The sequence below is a fragment of the Thalassiella azotivora genome, assembly GCF_054781695.1.
This window is the reverse complement of sequence record NZ_BAAGTX010000026.1, coordinates 24,253-41,700: the sequence shown is the minus strand read 5'-3', so window position 1 is coordinate 41,700 and position 17,448 is coordinate 24,253. Positions and strand designations below refer to the sequence as shown.

The following is a 17,448-nucleotide window of genomic DNA, read 5'->3' as shown; positions in this document are numbered from 1 at the left end:
CCACCGTGACGCACCCACGCGGCAGCGGTCCACCCGGCCCCCTCGGGAGCGCTCACCACCGGGCGTTGCGCGGTCGCGGCTGGCACCGCGGGCAGGTGAACGAGGACCTGTTCATGAACGGGTCGCGCCGCACGAGGGCACCGCACCGCGGGCACGGGCGGCCGACCTGGCCGTACACCGCGAGCGAGCGGTCGAAGTAGCCGCTGCTGCCGTTCACGTCGACGTACAGGTCGTCGAAGCTCGTGCCGCCCGCCGCGAGCGCGTCGGTCATCACGTCCTGCACGTGCGCGAGCAGGGCCCGGACCGTGGGCCGGGTGAGCGTGTCGGTGGGTCGGGCCCAGTGCAGCCGCGTGCGCCACAGCGCCTCGTCGGCGTAGATGTTGCCGACGCCCGACAGCAGCGTCTGGTCGAGCAGGGCGCGCTTGACGCCGGTCCGGCGACGGCGGGTGCGCTCCACGAGCAGGTCGACGTCCAGGTGCGGGTCGAGCGGGTCGCGGGCGATGTGCGCCACCTCGTGCGGCAGGCGGGGCCTGGAGGGGACGCCGTCCCCACCCGTCCCGCCGGGCAGGCCGTCGGCGGTGGGCTCGAGCGGGACGACGGCCAGCCCACCGAACATGCGCTGGTCGACGAACCGCAGGTCGGGCCCGCCGTCGTCGAACGTCAGCCCCACCCGCAGGTGCCGCTGGCCGTCGGCACCCGGCGGGCCGACGAGGAGCTGGCCGCTCATCCCCAGGTGCGCGAGGAGGGCCTCGCCGGTGTCGAGCTCGAGCCAGAGGTACTTGCCGCGCCGGACGACGTCCTCGACGCGGGCGCCACCGAGGCGGGCGGCGAAGTCGGCGGGACCGGCCAGGTGGCGGCGGACCGGCCGGGGGTGGTGCACGACGACGCCGTCCAGCCGCCGCCCGGCGACCCAGCGCTGCAGGCCTCGGCGGACGACCTCGACCTCGGGGAGCTCGGGCACCGACCGGTCAGGCCCCGGACGACCCGTCGAGCGGGTCGGCGTCGAGCGGGTCGGTGCCGGGCGGGTCGGCCTCGAGCGCGACGCCGTCCACCGGGACGCCGTCGGGAGCCGGGCCCACCTCGGCGGCGTGCAGGGACCGCAGGGTCTTCCAGGCCAGGGCGGCCGCCTGCTGCTCGGCCTCCTTCTTGCTGCGCCCGGTGCCCCGACCGCGGACGTCGGCGGCCACGACCGCGCTGGCGTGGAAGACCTTCGCGTGGTCGGGACCCTCCTCCTCCACGACGTACTCGGGGACGCCGAGGCCGACCTGCGCGGTCAGCTCCTGCAGGCTGGTCTTCCAGTCCAGGCCGGCGCCGAGGGCGGCGGAGGACTCCAGCAGGGGGTCGACGAGCTGGTGGACGAGGTCACGGGCCGCGTCCAGCCCCCGGGAGAGGTAGGCGGCGCCGATGACCGCCTCCAGCGTGTCGGCGAGGATCGAGGACTTGTCCCGCCCCCCGGTGGTCTCCTCACCGCGTCCGAGCAGGACGTGCGCCCCGAGGTCGAGGCCGCGGGCGACCTGCGCGAGCGCCTTCATGTTGACCACGGCGGCCCGCAGCTTGGCGAGCCGCCCCTCGGGCAGGTCCGGGTGGCGCCGGTAGAGCGCGTCCGTGACGACGAGCCCCAGCACCGCGTCGCCGAGGAACTCGAGCCGCTCGTTCGTCGGCAGCCCCCCGTTCTCGTACGCGTACGAGCGGTGGGTCAGGGCGCGCCGGAGCAGCGCCTCGTCCACGTCGACGACGAGGCGCTGCAGCAACGGCTCGAGGCCGGACCCGGTGCCGTCCGGGGCTGCGGCGGGCGCGGGTCGCGTCACGGGTCGTCCGTCACCCGCGAGCGGACTCAGAGGTCCTTGACCTTGCGGCCCTTGTACTCCAGGTACAGGGGGGTGCCCTGCGAGTCGGTCACCACGCGGGCGTGGTGGGGCCGCGCGTGGACGACCTGGCCGCCCTCGACCGCGCTGGTCAGGGTGGTGGGGGTGGTCTTCCACTGCGAGCGGCGGTGGCGGGTGTTGCTACGGGACATCTTCCGCTTCGGGACGGCCACGGGTCAGCTCTCCTCCTGGTCGCGCTCCTGCGCGGCCAACGTCTGCAGCGCCGCCCACCTCGGGTCGACGCTCTCGTGCTGGTGCCCCGGGTCGTCCGCCAGCCTGGCCCCGCACTCGGGGCACAGGCCGGGGCACTCCTCGGAGCACACCGGCTTGAACGGCAGCGCGAGCACCACCGCGTCACGCAGCACGGGCTCGAGGTCGAGCAGGTCGCCCTCCAGCTCGTGCACGTCCTCGTCGTCCTCGGACACCTGCGCCTGGGACCGCGAGCCCGGGTAGGCGAACAGCTCCTGGAACGTCACGTCGACCGGTTGCTCGACGTCCTCCAGGCACCGCACGCACTCCCCGACGGCCCGGGCCCGTGCCGTTCCCGACACGAGCACACCCTCCATCACCGCCTCGAGCCGGAGGTCCAGCTCGAGATCGGATCCGGACGGGACGCCGATCACCTCGGTGCCGAGGTCCTCCGGCGCGGCGACGGTGCGCTGCAGCGTCCGCATCGAGCCCGGACGGCGCCCGAGCTCGTGCGTGTCGAGCACGAGCGGCGAGCGCGGGTCGAGCGCGGTCACGGCTCCTCCACTGCTGCGTTCCTCCGGCGCGCCGGGCGTGCCCGGTGAGGGCACGCACGACCTCGGCCCCGACGCGACGCGACGAGGCCGACAGGACAGGGTAGCCCAGCGCCTCTCGGCGGCCCAAACGGCGCGGCCCGCCCCGGCCGCTCAGGCGGGCGGCTCCGCGCGGGCCAGCAGGGCGCGGCGGACCGGTTCCGGCACCAGGCCGGTGACGTCCGCCCCGTGCCCGGCGACCTCCTTCACCAGCGAGGACGACACGTGGCCCAGCGCGGGGTCGCCGGGCACGAAGACCGTCTCCAGCCCCGTCAGGTGCTTGTTCATCAGCGCCATCGGCAGCTCGTAGGCGAAGTCCGTGCCCCCGCGCAGGCCCTTGACGACGGCCCCCGCACCGATCCGGCGGCAGTAGTCCACGAGCAGCCCGCCGTCCACCGTGTCGACGCGCACCCGGGGCAGGCCGCCGAGCGACTCCTCGATGAGGCGCCGACGGGCGGGCGGGTCGAACGCACCCCGCTTGGCGGGGTTGACCATCACCGCGACGACGACCTCGTCGAACAGGGCGGCCGCGCGCCGGATGACGTCGAGGTGCCCCTCGGTGACCGGGTCGTAGGAGCCGGGGCACACGACCGTGCGCACGGGGACCGACGGTGCCGGGGGGTGGCTGACAGGGGTCGCGGGCGTGCTGTCCACGCGGGTCAACGTACCGGCGCGGGCTCCGGCGCCGCCGCGGCGCCCGGACGGCGGCCCGACGGCTGGGTCGGCCGAGGCCGGACGGCGGCCCTGACGGCAGGCGGACCTGGTGGCGGGGCGGTCAGGCGACCCCGGGGTCGGACAGCGGCTCGGCGAACCAGAGGACCGTCTCGCCGTAGCGCCGCTCGTCGAAGCGCACGAGCCCCGCCGGCCAGCCGGGCTCGGGGCCGCGGGCGCTGCGCTCCACCACCACGACGGCGCCCTCGGCGAGCCACTCGTGCTCGACGAGCGCGCCCAGCACCGTGGCGAGGGCGTCCTCGGCGAGCGGGTAGGGAGGGTCGGCCAGGACCAGGTCGTAGGGCTCCAGGGGGGTCGCCGCCAGGTGCCGCTCGACCGGCGACCCGACGACCTGCACGCCGTCCAGGCCCAGGGCGTCGACGTTGCGCCGCAGGGCCGTCAGCGCGGGTCTCGCCTGCTCCACGAGCAGCACGTGGGCGGCTCCGCGGCTGGCGGCCTCCAGGCCCAGCGCGCCCGACCCCGCGAACAGGTCGAGCACCCGGGCGCCGGCGACGACGCCCTCGTGCTCGAGCCGGGAGAACAGCGCCTCGCGCACGCGGTCGGACGTCGGGCGGGTGGCGTCCCCGCGCGGGACGACGAGGGTCCTGCCCCGGGCGGCCCCGGCCACGATGCGCGTCACGTGACGATCATCGCCGATGCCGGTGTCCGCAGGTGGCGGGTCACCGCCGGTCAGCCGCGCTCGAGGTACTCCTCGCGCTCGGGGTCCAGGAGCAGCTCCATCGCCGCGGCGAGCGCCGGGTGGCCGGCCAGGTCGGGGTCCCCGGCGACGACGGCGGAGGCCGCGGCCCGGGCGTCCGCGATGACGTCGGCGTCGCGCAGCACCCGCAGCAGCCGCAGCGAGGAGCGCGCGCCGCTCTGCCGCGCACCGAGGACGTCGCCCTCCCGGCGGGCCTCGAGGTCGACCTGCGACAGCTCGAACCCGTCGAGCGTGGCCGCGACGGCCGCCAGGCGCCGACCCGCCGGGCCGTCGGGCTCGGCGTGGGTGACGAGCAGGCACACCCCGGCGTGCTGCCCGCGCCCGACCCGGCCGCGCAGCTGGTGCAGCTGGGAGACCCCGAACCGGTCGGCGTCCAGCACGACCATCCCGGTGGCGTTCGGGACGTCGACCCCGACCTCGACGACGGTGGTGGCCACGAGGACGTCGACCTCGCCCGCGGCGAAGGCGCGCATGACCGCGTCCTTCTCGTCGGCGGGCAGCCGCCCGTGCAGCAGCCCGACGCGCACGCCGCGCAGGGCGTGCTCCTCCTGCAGCGCGGCCCACGTCCCGACCGCCGACGCCGGTGGCGGGCGGTCGCCGTCCGCCGGCCCGGCACCGGCACCGGCGTCCTCGGCCGCGTCGGCGTCCTCGTCGTCGTCACCGATCCGGGGGCAGACGACGAACGCCTGCCGACCGGCGTCCACCTCCTCGCGCAGCCGCTCCCACGTCCGCGTCACCCACCGCGGGTTGCCGGCCGGGACGACGTGGGTGGTGATCGGCTGGCGGCCCCGGGGCAGCTCGTCCAGCACCGACGTCTCGAGGTCACCGAACACCGTCATGGCCACGGTGCGGGGGATCGGGGTCGCGGTCATCACCAGCAGGTGCGGTGTCCGCGACGCCTTGGCGCGCAGGGCGTCCCGCTGCTCGACCCCGAACCGGTGCTGCTCGTCGACGACGACGAGGCCGAGGTCGGCGAACTCCACCCTCTCCTGCAGCAGCGCGTGCGTGCCGACCACGATGCCCGCCTGGCCGCTGGCGACGTCCAGCAGGGCGGCCCTGCGGGCGGCCGCGGGCTGGGACCCCGTCAGCAGCGCGACCCGGGTCGCCTCCGGCGCCCCGCCCAGCATGCCTCCGGCGGCGAGGTCGCCGAGCATCCCGGTGATCGAGCGGTGGTGCTGGACGGCGAGCACCTCCGTCGGCGCCAGCAGCGCGGCCTGCCCGCCGGCGTCCACGACGGTCAGCATCGCCCGCAGCGCGACGAGGGTCTTGCCCGAGCCGACCTCCCCCTGCAGCAGGCGGTGCATCGGGTGCTCGGCCGCCAGCTCGTCGGCGATCTGCTCGCCCACCGCGCGCTGCCCGGCGGTGAGCTCGAACGGCAGCCGCGCGTCGAACGCGGCCAGCAGTCCTCCCTCGCGCGCCGACCGCGCCGTCGCCGGCAGCGCCGCGGCGGCGGCCCGACGACGTGCCAGGGCCGCCTGCAGGACGAACGCCTCCTCGAAGGTGAACCGCCGGCGCGCGCGCCGCCACTCCTCCTCGTCCTGCGGCTCGTGCGCGAGCCGCAGGGCCTCGGCCGCCGGCGGCAGCCCGCGCTCGGCCAGGACCGGCCCGGGGACGGGGTCGGGGACCTCCTCCTCGCGCAGCGTCGCCATCACCGTGGCGACGCACTGGCGGACCTTCCAGGTGGGCACGGCGGCCGACGCCGGGTAGATCGGGACGATCGCCGTCGCCCGCTCCCGGGCCTCGTCCTCCCCCACCTCGTCCGGCAGCGGGTCGAACTCCGGGTTCACCAGCTGCAACCGCCCGCGGTACGCGTCGACCTTCCCGGCGAACAGCGCACGCTGGCCCCCGGGGAGCTGGCGGCGCCAGTAGTCGTCCAGCCCGCGGCGGCGGGCGAAGAACGCCAGCCTCAGCTCGTCCCGGCCGTCGGTGACGACGACGTCGCACAGCACACCCGGCCGGTTGCGCATCGGCCGGGAGTCGAACGAGACGACCTCCGCCAGCACGGTCGCGTACTCGCCGACCGTCAGCGAGCGCAGGTCGGTGAGCTCCGCGCCGGTGGCGTAGCGCCGCGGCAGGTGCCGCAGCAGGTCGCCGACGGTGTGCAGGTCGAGGTGCTTGGCCAGGGCCTTGGCGGTCCGGTCGCCGAGCTCCGCGCGCAACGGCCGGGCCAGGCGTCCACCGGCCTGCTCCACCGCGGCGCTCACTCCACGCCCACCAGCAGCGGGTACCGGGGCTGCCCGCCGTCGACGACGACCACCTCCACCGCCGGGTTGTCGCGGCGGACCGCGGCCCGCACGGCCGCCACCGCCGGGTCCGCGCCGCCTGCCCCGGTCACGAGGGTGACGATCTCACCGCCACCGGACAGCAGGCGCCGGGTGACCTCGACGGCGACCGACGGCAGGTCACCGCCGACGATGGCGAAGTCGCCGTCCACGACGCCGAGGACGTCGCCGACGCGGCAGGGGCCGGCCATGGTGATCGCGTCCCGGACGGCGACGGTGACGGCGCCGTGGCGCGTCGCCCCCGCGGCCGCCGACATCGCCGCGACGTCCTGCTCGTGGTCGGCCCCGGCGTCGTGCACGGCGGCCGCGGCCAGGCCCTGGACCTGGGCGCGGGTCGGGACGACGGTGACGCGCAGCCCCTCCTGGCGGGCGGTGGCCGCCGCGGCCCGCGCGACCGCCAGCGTGTCGGGGTCGTTCGGCAGGACCACCACCGACCGGCAGCCGGTGGCGCGCACCGCCTCCAGCACCTCCCCGGTCGACGCGCGCCGCCCGGCCGGTGCCTGCACGGGGACGACCCCCGCGGCGTGGAAGACGGCCGCCAGGCCCGGACCGGCCGCCCACGCCACGACACCCAGCCGCTCGTGCGCGTCGTCGACCCGCGACGGCCCGCCGGCGGGCTCGGCCGCCGGCCCGGGTCGGGCGGGTCCGCCGGCGGTCCGGGGGGCGGCTCGGCCGTCGTCGTCCACCGGCTCGGCGGGGCGGCCGGCGCGCGCCAGGGCCTGGCTCTCGAAGTGGGTGATCCGGATCGTCGACGGCCGGCCGGCCCGCACCCCGGCCTCGACGGCCGCACCCGGGTCGTCGCAGTGCACGTGGACGTGCCACAGGTCGCCGCCGCCGACGACGACGAGGCTGTCGCCGAGCGCCGCCAGCCGGCCGCGCAGCCGGGCCACCGCCGACTCGTCGGCGTGCAGCAGGTACATGACCTCGTAGCCCGGCCCCCCGTGACCGGGTCGGTGGGGCGCGTGCTGCGGCACCGCCCGGCCGCCGGCCGCCCCGCCGGCGGGCGCACCGGTCGCCGGGCACGCCGGCAGCGCCTCCTCCCCCGCCGTCGGCGCGGCGGTCTCCCGAGGGCCGGGGGCGGCGGGATGCGGCCCACCGCCGCCGTCGGCCCCGTCGCCCTCGGCGGTGCCGTCGTCACCGCCGTCGTCACCGCCGTCCTCACCGCCGGCGCCACCGATCTGCGGCACGGACGCGGGGACGTCCACGAGGTCCGACACCCGCGGCACGGGCTCGTCGTCGACCGAGGACAGCAGGGCCGAGAGCACCAGCAGGACCCCGGCGCCGCCGGCATCGACCACACCCGCCCGGGCCAGCACCGGCAGCTGCTCGGGGGTCCGCAGCAGGGCGTCGTGGGCCGCGGCGACCACCTCCTGCAGGATCCGCGCCACGGCGCCGTCACCGCCAGGATCCGCGTCCCCGGCGCGCGCCGCCGCCTCGGCCGCGGCGCGGGTGACGGAGAGCATCGTCCCCTCGACCGGGACCTCCACGGCGGACCACGCCATCCGGTCCGCCCGCCGCAGGGCGGCGACCACGTCGTCGGCGGTGGCGACCGACTTGCCGGCCATCTCGTCGGCCCAGCCGCGCAGGAGCTGGCTGGTGATGATCCCCGAGTTGCCGCGCGCCCCGAGCAGGGCCGAGCGCGCCAGCACGTCGCACACGCGCCCCAGCGGCTCGTCGGCGGGCAGCGCCTCGACGTCGGCGCCGGCCTGGGCGAGGGTCAGGTGCAGGTTCGTCCCGGTGTCGCCGTCCGGCACCGGGTAGACGTTGAGCGCGTCGAGGGCCTGGCGGTCGGCGCGCAGCGCCGCCTCCGCGAGCGCGAGCCAGCGCCGCGCCGTGCCCCCGTCCAGCCCGGCGGGTGCGCCGTCACCGGCCCCGGGCCCGGCGGTCGGCCCGACGGTCCCCGCGCCCACCCGCGCCTCCGTCCCGACCAGTGCGGTCACCTCGTGAGAGGGTCGGATCCGACCCGTGGTCGGGCAGGCTAACAAGCCCGTTTTGGGGACGACGCGACGTCTCGGCTACCCTGGTGCGGTTGCCCGACGAGGGCCTTCTTGCGTCATCCACCAGATCAGGAGAGTTACCCGTGGCTGCCAACTGCGACGTCTGCGGCAAGGGGCCGGGCTTCGGTCACAACATCTCGCACTCGCACCGTCGCACCAAGCGGCGCTGGAACCCGAACATCCAGCGCGTCCGCGCGAAGGTCGGGGCGACGCCGAAGCGGCTGAACGTGTGCACCTCCTGCCTCAAGGCGGGCAAGGTCACGCGCTGAGCACCCGCTCCACCGACACCTGCGAGGGCCGATCCCACGGGATCGGCCCTCGCCGCGTCTGAGGCCCGTCGACGGCACCCGGTGCCGGTCGCGCCCGCCGCGCTCACCCGCGGGCGAAGTGGTCCCAGCCGACGCCCCGGGCCCACGGGCCACCGTCCACCAGCACCCCTGGTGCGTCCCGGCCGCCCGCGCGCACCGTGCCCACCACCCGGAAGCCCGGCGGGACGACGTCCCCGGCAGCCGGGGGGAACGTGGCGAGCAGGCCGTGGTCCTCGCCCCCGGCCAGCACCCAGTCCCAGGGGTCCGCGCCGAGCCGCTCGGCCACCGCGCGCAGCGCCTCGGCGTCGCCGGTGAGGAGCGACCGGTCGAGGTCGACCACCACGCCGGAGGCCTCGGCGACCCGGCCCGCGTCCCGCAGCAGGCCGTCGCTGACGTCGAGCATCGCGGTCGCCCCGGCGTCCGCGGCACGCGGTCCGCACCGGTAGGGCGGCGAGGGACGGCGGTGGGCGGCGACCAGCGCCGCCTCGGCGTCGGCGTCCGCCGCGGACCGGCCAGCGGCCCCGGACCGCCCCGGCCGCTCCGCGTCCACCCAGCCGTCGCGCAGCAGCGCGAGCCCGGCCGCCGAGCGCCCCGGCTCACCCACGAGCGCCACCACGTCACCCGCGCGGGCCCCGTCGCGGCGCACGGGCTCGCGCCCCTGCAGGTCGCCGAGGGCGGTGACGGCGACGACGACCTCGCCCCCCGAGGAGAGGTCGCCGCCGACCACGCCCGCCCCGGTGCCGCGGCAGGCGGCCGCCAGCCCGTCGGCCAGGCCCGTCAGCCAGGCGGGGTCGAGGTCGTCGGGCACGACGAGGGCGACGACGAGGGCCGTGGGCACCGCGCCCATCGCGGCGACGTCCGCGAGGTTCTGGGCCGCGACCTTGGCCCCGACGTCCTGCGCGCTCGACCACTCGCGGCGGAAGTCGCGGCCCTCGACGACGACGTCCGTGGTGACGACGACCCTGCCGTCGCGCGCCGCGACCACCGCCGCGTCGTCCCCGGGGCCCAGGAGCGTCGCGTCGCCCCGGGGCAGCCGGGGCAGCACCTGGCGGAGCACACCGGCCTCGCCCAGCTCCTCCAGGCCACCGGTCGGCTCGACGGTCACGGCGCTCCTCGGCTGTCGCGTCGTCGGGCCCCGACCAGGCCGTCGCAGCCCGACGCGGCGACACGGTAGCGTGCCCTGCGCTGCACCGGTGATCGTGTCGCCGGCCGTAGCGGTCCTGACGGCGAACGCGACTCCCAGGAGGTGCCACGTGGTGGTGCAGGCCTACGTGCTGGTCCAGACCGAGGTCGGCAAGGCGGCGGCGGTCGCCGAGGAGATCTCGAAGATCAACGGCGTCGTGCTGGCCGAGGACGTCACCGGCCCCTACGACGTCATCGTCCGGGTGGAGGCGAGCACCGTCGACGAGCTCGGCCCGCTGGTGATGTCGCGGATCCAGGGCGTGCAGGGCATCGACCGCACGGTCACCTGCACGGTCGTCCACGCCTGAGGCCCGCCCTGCGCGGCGTCCGCGCGCCGGCCACCGTGCTGCTGGCCGGCGCGCTGCTGGCCACCGCGGCGCTCGCCGGGTGCGGGACCACGGTCGTGGTGGAGGCGGCCCCGTCGGCCACGGACCCCGCCTGCGCCCAGGTGCTCGCGGCCCTGACCGGTGCCGACGAGCTCGCGGGCCGCGAGCGCCACGAGGTGTCCGCGCAGGCCGCGGCCGCCTGGGGTGACCCGCCGGTGGTGATGCGCTGCGGGGTGGAGCCGCCGGGCCCGAGCACCGACGGCTGCGTCGAGGCCGGCGGGGTCGACTGGGTGAGCCGGGTGGACGAGGCCACGGGCGGGGCCGTGTACACGACGTACGGGCGGGTGCCGGCCGTCGAGGTGCGCGTCCCGGAGGCCACGGCCCGCGGGCTGGACGCCGTCCTGGGCGAGCTCGCCGGCGCGGTCGCGGACCTCGAGCAGACGCGCCGCTGCTACTGACCGCCTGACCGACCCGACCGACCCGGCGAGCCTCGCGGTCAGCGGAGCCCGGTCCGCCGGCGCAGCGCGAGCTCGAGCAGGCGGTCGACCAGCTCGGGGTACGCCATCCCGCTGGCCTGCCACATCCGCGGGTACATCGACAGCGGCGTGAACCCGGGCATCGTGTTGATCTCGTTGACGAGCAGCGACCCGTCCTCGGTCAGGAAGAGGTCCACGCGAGCGAGCCCCTCGGCCGACACCACGCCGAACGTGCGGGCGGCGAGCTCGCGCACCCTGGCGGTGGTGTCGTCGTCCAGGTCGGCGGGGCAGCTCAGCTCGACCTCGCCGTCCGCGAGGTACTTGGCGTCGAAGTCGTAGAACTCGTGCCCCGACAGGACCCGGATCTCACCGGGCAGCGAGGTCTGCGGCTCCCCGCCGTCGAGGGACTCCAGCACGGCGCACTCGATCTCACGGCCCACGACCGCGGCCTCGACGACCACCTTCGGGTCGTGCTCGCGGGCGGCCTCGACCGCGGCGTCCAGCCCCTCCGGACCGGTCACCTTCGAGATCCCGATCGAGGACCCGGCCCGGGCCGGCTTGACGAAGACGGGCCACCCCAGCGAGGCGACGGTCTCGCGGACGGCGGCCGGGTCGGTCCTCCAGTCGCGGTCGGTGACGACCACGTACGGTCCGACCGGCAGCCCGTGCCCGGCCAGCACCACCTTCATGTAGTGCTTGTCCATGCTCATCGCCGACGCCAGGACGCCGGAGCCGACGTAGCGGGTGTCGGTGAGCTCGAGCAGCCCCTGGACCGTGCCGTCCTCACCGTACGGTCCGTGCAGCAGGGGCAGGACGACGTCGACCTGGCCCAGCACCTGGGGCACCTCGCCCGGTGCGAGCACGGTCATCTCCCGGGAGGCGGTCGACAGCGGCGGCAGGACCGCCGGCAGCGAGTCGTCCGCGACCTCGGGCAGCCGCCCGTCGGTGATCTCGAGCGCCGCGGGGTCGTCGGGCGCCAGCACCCACTGGCCGCTGCGGGTGACGCCGACGGGGACGACGTCCCAGCGGTCCCGGTCGAGGGCGCGCAGCACGCCCGCGGCGGTGGCGCAGCTGATCGCGTGCTCGCTGGAGCGACCGCCGAAGACGACGGCGACGCGGGGGCGCTGGGAGGTGCGGGTCTCGTCCATCGGGGGCGACCCTAGCGCCGGGGCGGCGCGCACTACGCTCCCCGGGTGGCCACAGCCGACGACGAGGCGCGGGACGCCGACGCCGGGCGAGCACGCGCGCGAGACCCCCGGCGGCCGGACGCGTCGGCGCCGCCGCGGGGGTGGGCCCCCGCGACGGTGGCCGTGTCCGGCGGACGCCCCCCCGTCGCGACCGACGCACCGCTCAGCCCGCCGGTGGTGCTGACGTCGACCTACGTCGGCGACGGCCCGGTGGGCGCCGGCGAGCGGGTCTACGGCCGGATGGCGAACCCGACGTGGGAGGACTGCGAGGCGGTCCTGGGGGCGCTCGAGGGCGCCGACGGCGGCGCCAGCCTCTTCGCCTCCGGGATGGCCGCCGTGGCGGCGGTGGTGGCGCTGGTCCCGGTCGGCGGGGTCGTCGTGGCGCCGTCGAGCGCGTACAACACGACCCTCACCCTGCTCGACGAGGCGCAGCAGCAGGGGCGGTTGGCCGTCCGCAGGGTCGACGTGACGGACACCGAGGCGGTCGCCGCCGCGGCGCGGGGCGCCCACCTGGTCTGGCTGGAGTCGCCCACGAACCCCCTGCTGGAGGTCGCCGACCTCGCCGGCTGCGCCCGGGTCGCCCGGGCCGCCGGTGCGATGGTGGCGGTCGACAACACGTTCGCCACCCCGCTCGTCCAGCGGCCCCTCGACCTCGGCGCCGACGTCGTCGTCCACTCCGTCACCAAGTACCTGGCGGGGCACTCCGACGTCGTGCTGGGGGCCACGGTCACCCGCTCCCCCGACCTGCGGGCGGCGCTGGTCCGCCACCGCACCGTCCACGGCGCCGTCCCGGGGCCCTTCGAGGCGTGGCTGGCGCTGCGGGGCATGCGCACGCTGCACCTGCGCGTGGAGCGCTCGCAGGCCAACGCCGCCGAGCTCGCCCGCCGGCTCGTCGACCACCCGGCCGTCGCCCGGGTGCGCCACCCGTCCCTGCCGGACGACCCGGGCCACGCGCGCGCCGCGGCGCAGATGCGGGGCTTCGGCAGCGTCGTGGGGGTCGAGTGCGCCGGCGGCGCACGCGCTGCGGACGCCGTGTGCTCGGCCGTCAGGCTGTGGGTCCCCGCCACCAGCCTGGGCGGCGTGGAGTCCACGCTCGAGCGCCGCCGCCGCCACCCCAACGAGCCGGACGTCGTCCCGGAGTCGCTCGTGCGGCTGTCCGTCGGCGTCGAGGACGTCGAGGACCTGTGGGCCGACCTCGACGCGGCGCTGCGGTCGGCCGGCCCGCGCACCGGCTCCTAGTCGGCGGACCCGGCGGCCGCACCGACCACGCGGGCGCGGCCGGCTACTGCTGCTCCTGCTTGCGCGGACGGCCGAGGATGGACCCCGCCATCTCGGTCACGGGCATCCCCTCGTGCACGACCTGGACGACGTGGGCCGTGATGGGCATGTCGACGCCGACCGAGTCGGCGAGCTCGAGCACCGGCCGGCAGGACTTGACCCCCTCGGCCGTCTGGCGGGTGACGGCCACGACCTCGTCCACGCTCATGCCGCGTCCGAGGTTCACCCCGAAGGTGCGGTTGCGGGACAGCGGCGAGGCGCAGGTCGCGACGAGGTCACCGAGCCCCGCGAGCCCGGCGAGCGTCAGGGGGTCGGCGCCCATCGCCACGGCCAGCCGGCTGGTCTCGGCCAGCCCCCGGGTGATGATCGACGCCTGCGTGTTGTCGCCGTAGCCCAGCCCCTCGGCCATCCCGACGGCGAGCGCGATGACGTTCTTGACGGCCCCGCCGAGCTCCACCCCCACGACGTCGGTGTTGGTGTACGGGCGGAAGTAGGACGTCGAGCAGGCCTGCGCGATGCGCTCGGCCGTGTCGAGGTCCTCGCTCGCCACGACGGTGGCGGTGGGCTGGCGCTGCGCGATCTCACGGGCGAGGTTGGGGCCCGACACCACGGCCACCCGCCGGGGACCGGCGCCGGTCACCTCGTCGACGACCTGCGACATGCGTCGGCCGGTGCCGAGCTCGACGCCCTTCATCAGGCTGACCAGGACGGCGTCCGGCGGCACGAGCTCGCGCCACCGGGTGAGGTTCTCGCGCAGCGTCTGGGACGGCACCGCCAGGACGACGACCCCTGCGCCCCGCAGGACCTCGGCGACGTCCGTCGACGCCGTCAGCCCGTCGGGCAGGACCACGTCCGGCAGGTACTGCGGGTTCTCGTGCCGGTCGCGGACCGCCTCGACCACCTCCGGCCGTCGCCCCCACAGCCGGACGGAGCACCCGGCGTCGGCGAGGACCATGCCGAAGGTGGTCCCCCAGCTGCCCGAGCCGAGGACCGCGACCGTGTCGCTCATCAGGACCGTCCCTTCCTGCGCCTGGTCCGCGCGGGGTTGCCGGTGGTGGGCTGACCGTGCAGCCGCGGGTCCCACCGGACCTGCGGTGGCTCCTCGCGCCGCAGGCGCGACACGAGGGCGGTCAGGTCGTCGAGGATCGCGTCCGTGGCCTGCTGCAGCACGGTCCCGTCGACCCGCCGGGCGCTGAAGCGGCTCAGGTCGACGGGCGGCCCGGCGTGCACGCGCACCGGCGTGGCCGGCCAGAGCCGTGGCCGCCGTCCGTACGGGGGCAGGAGCTCCTGCGGGCCCCACTGGGCGACGGGGACGACGGGGCAGCCGGTCTGCAGCGCCACCCTGGCCGCCCCGGTCTTGCCGCGCATCGGCCACAGCCCCGGGTCGCGGGTCAGGGTGCCCTCGGGGTAGATGACGACGCACTCGCCGGCCTCGACGGCCTCGACCGCCGCCGCGAACGCCCGCTGGGCGTCGCCGCTCTCCCGGAACACGGGGATCTGCCCGGCGCCGCGCAGGATGGCCCCGACACCCGGGACGCGGAACACCTGCTCCTTGCCGAGGAACCGCGGCAGGAAGCCGTTGTCGTAGAGGAAGTGCGCCACGGTCAGGGGGTCGCTGTAGGAGATGTGGTTGGTCACGACGACGAAGCCGCGGTCGCGCGGCAGGTGCTCGACGCCGGCCCAGTCCCGCTCGGTGACGACGCGCAGCACCGGGCGGAGCACCGACACCGCGAATCGGTAGCTCGGGCTCGCCTCGGGCCGACCCACCGCACCTCCTCCGACGTCCGGGGCGCCGGTGGCGTCCCGGGCCGCGACCTCGGTGGCTGCGGCGACGGCACATCCTGGCCCGCGCGCGCGACCGGTGTCGAGGCGGCGGGCCGGTGCTGGGACGATCGGGCGGTGAACGCTGCGCCGACCGGGTCCGGCACCACCGGTCCGCGGTGGTCGGTGGTGCTGCCCGTCAAGGGTGGTCCGGCGGCGAAGTCGCGGCTCGGGTGGCCGCACCTGGCGCCCGGTCTCGCGCTGGCGATGGCCGGTGACTGCCTCGACGCCGTCCTGGCCACCCCTGGGGTGCGACGCGCTGTCGTGGTCACGGGCGACGCGGCCGCCGCTGACCTCGCCCGCGGGCTGGGCGCGGACGTCGTCGACGAGCCCGTCGACGAGCCCGTCGACCTCGCTGACGGCGGCACCGCGTCGCGCCCCGCGGACACGGTGGAGACGGTCAGGACGGCGGGGACGGCGGGGACGGCGGGGACGGCGGCCGGTGGGGACACGTCGCTGCGACGGGCCGTGGCGGCCGGCGTGGACCGGTGCACGGGTCCGACGGCCGTGCTGCTGGCCGACCTGCCGTGCCTGCGGCCCCAGGACCTCGGCGCCGCCCTGCACGCCGTGGACGTCGCCTTCGCCGGCGGGGCCGCGAGCGTCGTCGTCCCCGACGCCGACGGCGTGGGCACGGTGCTGCTGGCCGGACGCTCGCCCGCGGACGTGGTCCCGCGCTTCGGTGGTGCGTCGGCCGCCGCGCACCGCGCCGACGGTGCGGTGGTGCTCGCACCGGACCTGCCGGGGCTGCGACGCGACGTCGACACCCTGGCCGCCCTCGCGCAGGCGGTGGCCCTGGGGCTGGGACCGCGGACCGCGGCTACGCTGCCGAGCGTGCAGACCACCGTCCTGGGCTTCGACCCCGAGACCGGCACCGGCACCGTCGTCACCGACGACGGCGTCGAGCTCGAGCTCGCCCCCGGCGCGCTGGAGGGCAGCGGGCTGCGCCACCTGCGCCCGGGCCAGCGCGTGACCTGCGTCCAGGTGCCCGGCACGCCGCCCAGGGTCAGCGGCCTGCGGATCCTCGGGGTCAGCGCCTAGTCCCTGCCCGTCCGGTCGACCCGTCCCGGTCGACCCGTCCAGGGCCGCGCAGGGCCGCGCAGGGCCACCCGGGACCGGCGGCCCCTCTCAGCCCCCGACCGGCGCGAGCTCGTCCCACCGCACGTCCGCGCCCAGCGCCTCGAGCTTGTCGGCGAAGTGCTCGTACCCGCGGTCGATGAGGTCGACGCCGCGGACCGTCGAGCGCCCGTCGGCGGCGAGCGCCGCGATGAGGTGGCTGAACCCTCCGCGCAGGTCGGGCACGACGATGTCGGCACCACGCAGCGGGGTCGGGCCGGAGATGGCGGCGGAGTGGTGGAAGTTGCGCTGCCCGAAGCGGCAGGGCGTCGACCCCAGGCACTCGCGGTACGTCTGGATCCGCGCGCCCATCCGGTTGAGGGCCTCGATGAAGCCGAAGCGGTTCTCGTACACGGTCTCGTGGACGATCGAGAGCCCGCTGGCCTGGGTGAGGGCGACCACGAGCGGCTGCTGCCAGTCGGTCATGAAGCCGGGGTGGACGTCGGTCTCGAGCGCGATGGCGTGTAGGTCGCCGCCCGGGTGGTAGAAGCGGATGCCGTCGTCGTCGATGTCGAAGGCACCACCGACCTTCCGGAAGGTGTTGAGGAAGGTCATCATCTCCGGCTGGGAGGCGCCCTTGACGTAGATGTCACCGCGGGTCGCGAGCGCGGCGCAGGCCCAGGAGGCCGCCTCGATCCGGTCGGACAGGGCACGGTGGGTGAACCCGGAGAGGGTGTCGACGCCCTCGATCCGGATGACCCGGTCGGTGTCCACGCTGATGATGGCGCCCATCTTCTGGAGCACGGCGATGAGGTCCATGATCTCCGGCTCCACGGCCGCGTTGCGCAGCTCGGTGACGCCGTCCGCCCGCACCGCGGTGAGCAGCACCTGCTCGGTGGTGCCGACGCTGGGGTACGGCAGCTCGAGGCGGGTCCCCCGCAGGCGCTGGGGGGCGCTGATCCGGATGCCCTGCTCGCGCTTCTCGACGAGGGCACCGAACTGGCGCAGGACGTCGAGGTGGAAGTTGATCGGGCGGTCACCGATCCGGCAGCCACCGAGGTCGGGGATGAACGCCTCCCCCAGCCGGTGCACGAGCGGGCCGCAGAAGAGGATGGGGATGCGGCTGGACCCCGCGTGCGCGTCGATGTCGGCGACGTGGGCGCGCTCGACGTTGCTGGGGTCGAGCAGCAGGGACCCGTCGGACCGGCCGAGCTGGACGTCGACGCCGTGCAGCTGCAGCAGCCCCGTCACCACGGACACGTCCCGGATCGCCGGGACGTTCGTGAGCTTGCTGGGGGTCTCGCCGAGCAGCGTCGCGACCATGGCCTTGGACACGAAGTTCTTCGCGCCGCGGACCTGGATCGACCCGCCGAGGGCCACGCCGCCGTTCACGGTCAGCACCGTGCTCATCTCACTCCATCGCGGCCCGGGGGTCGTGGATCGCGCCAGCTCGTCGAGCGGCGCA

At 76.6% G+C, this 17,448-nt stretch carries 18 protein-coding genes; 5 read left to right on the top strand and 13 right to left on the bottom strand.

Features of this window, described 5'->3' with window-relative positions; all coding sequences use genetic code 11:
* Window positions 1-52: 52 nt before the first annotated feature.
* The 8 genes from mutM to ACYVQV_RS16330 form a co-directional block, all read right to left on the bottom strand.
* On the bottom strand, window positions 53-961 hold the full coding sequence (gene mutM, locus ACYVQV_RS16365) for a bifunctional DNA-formamidopyrimidine glycosylase/DNA-(apurinic or apyrimidinic site) lyase (protein ID WP_461024378.1): 909 nt from the start codon (window positions 959-961) through the stop codon (window positions 53-55).
* A 7-nt stretch (window positions 962-968) separates the two neighbouring features.
* Complete coding sequence (gene rnc, locus ACYVQV_RS16360) at window positions 969-1,751, bottom strand: ribonuclease III (RefSeq protein WP_461024390.1); 783 nt, start codon at window positions 1,749-1,751, stop codon at window positions 969-971.
* Between the two features lie 83 nt (window positions 1,752-1,834).
* Window positions 1,835-2,038, bottom strand: a complete 204-nt coding sequence (rpmF, locus tag ACYVQV_RS16355; RefSeq protein WP_461024377.1) for a 50S ribosomal protein L32 — start codon at window positions 2,036-2,038, stop codon at window positions 1,835-1,837.
* 3 nt (window positions 2,039-2,041) lie between these two features.
* Window positions 2,042-2,608 carry a YceD family protein gene (locus ACYVQV_RS16350; RefSeq protein ID WP_461024376.1) on the bottom strand — a complete coding sequence of 189 codons (567 nt, stop codon included), beginning with the start codon at window positions 2,606-2,608 and terminating at the stop codon, window positions 2,042-2,044.
* Between the two features lie 150 nt (window positions 2,609-2,758).
* Window positions 2,759-3,244, bottom strand: a complete 486-nt coding sequence (coaD, locus tag ACYVQV_RS16345; RefSeq protein ID WP_461024375.1) for a pantetheine-phosphate adenylyltransferase — start codon at window positions 3,242-3,244, stop codon at window positions 2,759-2,761.
* 175 nt (window positions 3,245-3,419) lie between these two features.
* On the bottom strand, window positions 3,420-3,995 hold the full coding sequence (rsmD, locus tag ACYVQV_RS16340) for a 16S rRNA (guanine(966)-N(2))-methyltransferase RsmD (protein WP_461024374.1): 576 nt from the start codon (window positions 3,993-3,995) through the stop codon (window positions 3,420-3,422).
* A gap of 50 nt (window positions 3,996-4,045) precedes the next feature.
* Complete coding sequence (gene recG, locus ACYVQV_RS16335) at window positions 4,046-6,277, bottom strand: ATP-dependent DNA helicase RecG (protein ID WP_461024373.1); 2,232 nt, start codon at window positions 6,275-6,277, stop codon at window positions 4,046-4,048.
* Window positions 6,274-8,295 (bottom strand): DAK2 domain-containing protein, encoded by a 2,022-nt coding sequence (locus tag ACYVQV_RS16330; protein ID WP_461024372.1) that lies wholly within the window; start codon window positions 8,293-8,295, stop codon window positions 6,274-6,276. The genes recG and ACYVQV_RS16330 overlap by 4 nt, the downstream gene beginning before the upstream one ends.
* A 140-nt stretch (window positions 8,296-8,435) precedes the next feature.
* Between ACYVQV_RS16330 and rpmB the strand changes: the two genes are divergently transcribed.
* Window positions 8,436-8,621, top strand: coding sequence for a 50S ribosomal protein L28 (rpmB, locus tag ACYVQV_RS16325; RefSeq protein WP_461024371.1), 186 nt, complete (start codon window positions 8,436-8,438; stop codon window positions 8,619-8,621).
* Window positions 8,622-8,724: 103 nt separating this feature from the next.
* Here rpmB and ACYVQV_RS16320 read toward each other — a convergent pair whose 3' ends face one another.
* Complete coding sequence (locus ACYVQV_RS16320; RefSeq protein ID WP_461024370.1) at window positions 8,725-9,765, bottom strand: thiamine-phosphate kinase; 1,041 nt, start codon at window positions 9,763-9,765, stop codon at window positions 8,725-8,727.
* Between the two features lie 151 nt (window positions 9,766-9,916).
* On the opposite strand from ACYVQV_RS16320, the gene ACYVQV_RS16315 reads away from it, so the two are divergent.
* Window positions 9,917-10,150: an Lrp/AsnC family transcriptional regulator gene (locus tag ACYVQV_RS16315; protein ID WP_461024389.1), complete on the top strand. Its 234-nt coding sequence runs from the start codon at window positions 9,917-9,919 to the stop codon at window positions 10,148-10,150.
* Window positions 10,151-10,185: 35 nt separating this feature from the next.
* Complete coding sequence (locus ACYVQV_RS16310; protein WP_461024369.1) at window positions 10,186-10,626, top strand: DUF3515 family protein; 441 nt, start codon at window positions 10,186-10,188, stop codon at window positions 10,624-10,626.
* Between the two features lie 38 nt (window positions 10,627-10,664).
* Here the strand turns inward: ACYVQV_RS16310 and ACYVQV_RS16305 are convergent, their stop codons facing one another.
* Window positions 10,665-11,792 (bottom strand): D-alanine--D-alanine ligase family protein, encoded by a 1,128-nt coding sequence (locus tag ACYVQV_RS16305; RefSeq protein ID WP_461024368.1) that lies wholly within the window; start codon window positions 11,790-11,792, stop codon window positions 10,665-10,667.
* A gap of 156 nt (window positions 11,793-11,948) precedes the next feature.
* On the opposite strand from ACYVQV_RS16305, the gene ACYVQV_RS16300 reads away from it, so the two are divergent.
* Window positions 11,949-13,070, top strand: coding sequence for a trans-sulfuration enzyme family protein (locus ACYVQV_RS16300; protein WP_461024388.1), 1,122 nt, complete (start codon window positions 11,949-11,951; stop codon window positions 13,068-13,070).
* A gap of 43 nt (window positions 13,071-13,113) precedes the next feature.
* On the opposite strand, the gene ACYVQV_RS16295 is transcribed toward ACYVQV_RS16300, so the two are convergent.
* On the bottom strand, window positions 13,114-14,118 hold the full coding sequence (locus ACYVQV_RS16295; RefSeq protein ID WP_461024367.1) for an NAD(P)H-dependent glycerol-3-phosphate dehydrogenase: 1,005 nt from the start codon (window positions 14,116-14,118) through the stop codon (window positions 13,114-13,116).
* On the bottom strand, window positions 14,118-14,876 hold the full coding sequence (locus ACYVQV_RS16290) for a lysophospholipid acyltransferase family protein (protein WP_461024366.1): 759 nt from the start codon (window positions 14,874-14,876) through the stop codon (window positions 14,118-14,120). The genes ACYVQV_RS16295 and ACYVQV_RS16290 overlap by 1 nt, the downstream gene beginning before the upstream one ends.
* 132 nt (window positions 14,877-15,008) lie before the next feature.
* On the opposite strand from ACYVQV_RS16290, the gene ACYVQV_RS16285 reads away from it, so the two are divergent.
* The gene (locus tag ACYVQV_RS16285; RefSeq protein WP_461024365.1) at window positions 15,009-15,968 is read left to right on the top strand and encodes a 2-phospho-L-lactate guanylyltransferase; all 960 of its coding nucleotides are present in this window, start codon (window positions 15,009-15,011) and stop codon (window positions 15,966-15,968) included.
* 87 nt (window positions 15,969-16,055) lie between these two features.
* On the opposite strand, the gene murA is transcribed toward ACYVQV_RS16285, so the two are convergent.
* Window positions 16,056-17,393, bottom strand: a complete 1,338-nt coding sequence (gene murA / locus ACYVQV_RS16280; protein WP_461024364.1) for a UDP-N-acetylglucosamine 1-carboxyvinyltransferase — start codon at window positions 17,391-17,393, stop codon at window positions 16,056-16,058.
* Window positions 17,394-17,448 lie beyond the last annotated feature (55 nt).

Coding starts and splice junctions, on each gene's coding strand:
- ACYVQV_RS16305 (WP_461024368.1), bottom strand. CDS start 11,792: ATGGACGAGACCCGCACCTCCCAGCGCCCCCGCGTCGCCGTCGTCTTC.
- ACYVQV_RS16295 (WP_461024367.1), bottom strand. CDS start 14,118: ATGAGCGACACGGTCGCGGTCCTCGGCTCGGGCAGCTGGGGGACCACC.
- murA (WP_461024364.1), bottom strand. CDS start 17,393: ATGAGCACGGTGCTGACCGTGAACGGCGGCGTGGCCCTCGGCGGGTCG.